At 55.0% G+C, this 3,885-nt stretch carries 3 protein-coding genes; all 3 read right to left on the bottom strand.

What is annotated here, in order from left to right; translation table 11 throughout:
• Positions 1–1,643, bottom strand: a 1,643-nt coding sequence (dnaG, locus tag JE47_RS0119690) for a DNA primase (RefSeq protein WP_031461382.1), incomplete at its 3' end; no start/stop codon positions are given.
• Between the two features lie 241 nt (positions 1,644–1,884).
• On the bottom strand, positions 1,885–2,958 hold the full coding sequence (locus tag JE47_RS0119695; protein WP_031461383.1) for a deoxyguanosinetriphosphate triphosphohydrolase: 1,074 nt from the start codon (positions 2,956–2,958) through the stop codon (positions 1,885–1,887).
• Between the two features lie 207 nt (positions 2,959–3,165).
• The gene (locus JE47_RS0119700; RefSeq protein ID WP_031461384.1) at positions 3,166–3,789 is read right to left on the bottom strand and encodes a hypothetical protein; all 624 of its coding nucleotides are present in this window, start codon (positions 3,787–3,789) and stop codon (positions 3,166–3,168) included.
• Between the last annotated feature and the right edge of the window lie 96 nt (positions 3,790–3,885).

Here is a 3,885-nt window from a genome sequence, read left to right on the forward strand (position 1 = left end):
TCGGTGGGTCGTAATTCAAGCGGCGTTGCCAGATAGGCCTGCCAGATGGCCTGGTGGATCGGTTCTTCGAGCAGATCTTCTATACCGGCACCGAAGATGTCGCCTATGGCAGTGCAGCGCTCGGCATAGCTTTCCAAGAGACGTTCAATCGCCATATCAACAGAAGGGTAACGAAGAGCTAGTGCCAGGAGATAGGCTTCAGTATCACGTCGATGTTCATCGATTGGTGGCGGTGCGGTTGGCGGTGGTGCCGGTGGCGGCGATGAAGATCGAATACCGCGATGCCGCTCGTTTCGCCGGGGTGGTTGGATTCTGGCCCGTAGCAGATCAACGATCAACTCACTACGCACACCAGTGAGTTGTTCAACGCGAGCTACGTACACGCGCTGCGCAGCACCATCAAGTTCACTCAGCAGGGGGATAATCCGCTCGAGCGCCAGGCGCTGTTGGGCCGGATCATGCATGTCAAGACCGGCAGTGTACGCTTCCAGATAAAAATCCATCACTGGTGTGGCATTGTCAACTAACTCTTTCCAGAGCTGTGGATCGGCAGCGATGACCTCATCGGGATCGCGCCCGGCAGGTAAGCGAATGATACGGATGGTTACATCATTTTCCAATCGGACAATCCCCTGCGCGGTGGTGACAAGCCGACCTTCACCTTCCTCTTCGGTGGTTGTGCGGATGGTTTCCAGGCCGCGGAGGGTTGCTTTCTGCCCGGCAGCGTCGGCATCTAGAGCAAGGTAAACCTGATCGGTAAGCCGTTTGAGTTGGTTGATGTGTGCCTTGCTCAGTGCTGTGCCGAGCGGCGCCACCACATTGCGGAAGCCGTATTGGTGAGCAGTGATGACATCGACGTACCCTTCAACGATAATGACCTGGTTCGTAGATCGAATGGCATCACGCGCCAGGTCTAGCCCATAAAGTACCTCGCTCTTTTTGAAAAGTGGTGTTTCGGGGGTATTGAGATATTTGGGCTGGGCATCACCTAATGCTCGTCCGCCAAAGCCAATCACCTCACCGCGTATATTGCGGATCGGGAAGATGATACGGTTGCGAAAGCGATCATACGGCCCGCGTTCGCCGGGAATGGCCAAACCTGCGGCAATAATGTCCTCAACGCTATAGCCTTTCTTCTCGTGCAGATAGGTAAAGAGATGATGCCAGTCATCGAGGCTATAGCCGATCTGAAAAGCGTCAATCGCGTCGCGATTGATCCCTCGTTTAGCGATGTACTCACGGCCAGGAGCACCACGGCTGAGATTGAGAAGCACGTAGTTAAAGTAGCGTGTCGCAACACCGTTGATCTCGAGCAGACGTGCCCGACGGGCATCTTCTTGCCGTTGGATATCGTTTTTCGGTTCGAGCCGAATCCCTGCCCGCTCGGCTAGCAACTCCAAGGCGCCTTTGAAATCCAGCCCCTGTTTCCGCATCACAAAGTCAAACACCGTGCCTGATGCATGACAGCCAAAGCAGTAGAAACTCTGCGTGTCGGGGTAGACGTGAAACGCTGGTGTACGGGTATTGGGATGGAACGGACAAAAGCCGACAAAACTACGTCCGCTGCGGCGTAGTCCAACACCCATCGAGTTGATCAGATCAACGATGTCAACATTGGCTTTAATATCGTCGATCACGCTCATAGCGCCTCTCGTTGCTACGCCCAACGTAGCGTGCGGTCGTCAGCTTTCGGCGTCACCAGGCTCTCGGCCCCTCTCACCATCGCGAGACGAAGGAAGTACCGCAACCTGATCATATGTCTGACCTGCTTCCCTTGTCGCGGGAAGGCCGCTATCTTTCGGTTCCGCCGGCATCCTTCCGTTCCCGTCAGCGGGAGGCGCAGCAGGCACCGAACGAATACGGGGCGACATGTACAGACAGAGACTACGGTGTCGCTCCCCAAGTACGCGGCACGAAGATTTGCTTGAACACTGCCAGCGCATAGCGATCAGTCATCCCTGCAATGTAATCAACGACAGCCTGCTCAATTGGTTCCCCCCGTCGCTCGACAATTGTCCGTAGTTCGATGGGAATTGCCTCCGGGTGGCTGAGAAAGTATCGATACAAGGTTTCGATGACGAATGCAACTTTCTCATTTTCCTCCGTTGCCTCCGGTCGCCAATAAACGTGTTGATAGAGAAAGTCACGCAATTTGTTGGTAGCCGCCAGGATTGGCGGACTCATTGTCAGGACAGGTGGATCGGGTGGTGTTCCCTCGCCAGTAGCCCACCAGTTATGATAGATCAGATCGCTCACCATGGTTGTCAGTAGTTCGCTTGAGCTGTTGCCTAGCACGTCGGTACACTCAGGCGGTAAATCTTCCCTGCGTAGAATACCGGCGCGGATCGCGTCGTCAATGTCGTGGTTGATGTAGGCAATACTGTCGCACAACTTGATAAGCTGCCCTTCCAGCGTTTTGGCCGTCCCCCATGCCGTAGCGGTAATGTCACGACGCGCTTTTGAATGAAGATGAATCCCCTCGCGAACGGCATACGTTAGATTGAGACCGGCCCCATCTCGTTCGAGCACTTCGACAATTCGGCGTGATTGCTCGTTGTGGCGAAAGTGACCAGGACAGATACGGCTTAATGCTACTTCTCCAGCATGACCGAACGGGGCGTGACCGAGGTCGTGACCAAGCCCGATTGCTTCGGTCAGGTCTTCATTCAAGCGTAAGGCACGGGCAACGGTTCGGGCAACCTGTGTCACTTCCAACGTGTGCGTAAGTCGGGTACGGTAGTGGTCGCCAAGTGGCGCGATGAAAACTTGTGTCTTGTGTTTAAGCCGTCGGAATGACTTGGAATGTAAGATACGATCACGGTCGCGTTGGTACGCCGTGCGAATCGGGCATGGAGGTTCGAGGGTGTCGCGTACAGCATCAACACTTCTGGCAGCGTATGGTGAGAGGATTTGATCTTCGAGCGCTTCGCGCATTTCACGAACAGAAGGACGAGTCATAACTTTACTCCACCGAGCGAGTTGGCTACTGCCATTGTACTCGATCAGGGTTCTGGGCTGGACTAAGGATGGTGGAGGATACCGGAACATGCCATGCGTGTTTGACCCGGTTCCTCACCGTTTGGATCATTGTCTCTCTGTCCATCCTTATTCCAAATGTAGAAAAGGAAGGGGTAGCACTACTGGCAAGAGCGCTGGAAATCATCCCTACGACACTGTTCCGCCTTGGGAAGCAGCACGTTCCCGTAACTGCGTAGATGAAATATCGCGGCGGAAGAGGTCTTCGGGAATCGGGGTGAAGAGTTGTTCATAGCCGACCGGTAGGGTAAGATCGGCGAGAGTGTAAAAACGCCCGTCAATCTGACGACCGGCGACAAAAAAGCGACAGTTGGCGGCAGCAATGGCTGCAAACGCAGCCAGCATTGCGGATTCGCTCCCATAGTACGCTGATGTGACGAGGCGCAGGGCTGTGTCGTAGCCGAGCACGAAGGCACGACCAGGGTAAAGGCGTGCCTTCTGTACGAAGAGTGGTGCCGCGGCCAGAATGACGGTATGACGCCCTGCAAATTGAGCGACGCGGCGATTGATTTCCAACAGCGATAGCTCACCTTTGTCGGCGTTACGTACCGTTAGCTCGAAATGTACCGGCTGGCCGGTCATGACGACGACGGCGCGTTGCATCCCAAGATGCCCTTCGTGCAGGGGGTTGAAACTGCCGGGTAGAATCGCACCTGGTGGTGGATCATCAATTCGCACGTCACCGGTAGGCGTAATGGTGAGCGAACCGATCCGTCCGCTTAGAAGCCCGCTCAATTCAGTAGCACTAATCATATTCCTGCTCCCACATACCCGGCAACACGCAGCGAGACGACACGTGATGCGCTATCATCACCCATACTCACGCCGTAGAGGGTATCCGCTACTTCG

It is taken from the genome of Chloroflexus sp. MS-G (genome assembly GCF_000735195.1).
Lineage (GTDB): Bacteria > Chloroflexota > Chloroflexia > Chloroflexales > Chloroflexaceae > Chloroflexus.

Bases quoted from the DNA above. Each gene is read 5' to 3' on its own strand.
- JE47_RS0119695 (WP_031461383.1), bottom strand. From the start codon at position 2,958: ATGACTCGTCCTTCTGTTCGTGAAATGCGCGAAGCGCTCGAAGATCAA.
- JE47_RS0119700 (WP_031461384.1), bottom strand. From the start codon at position 3,789: ATGATTAGTGCTACTGAATTGAGCGGGCTTCTAAGCGGACGGATCGGT.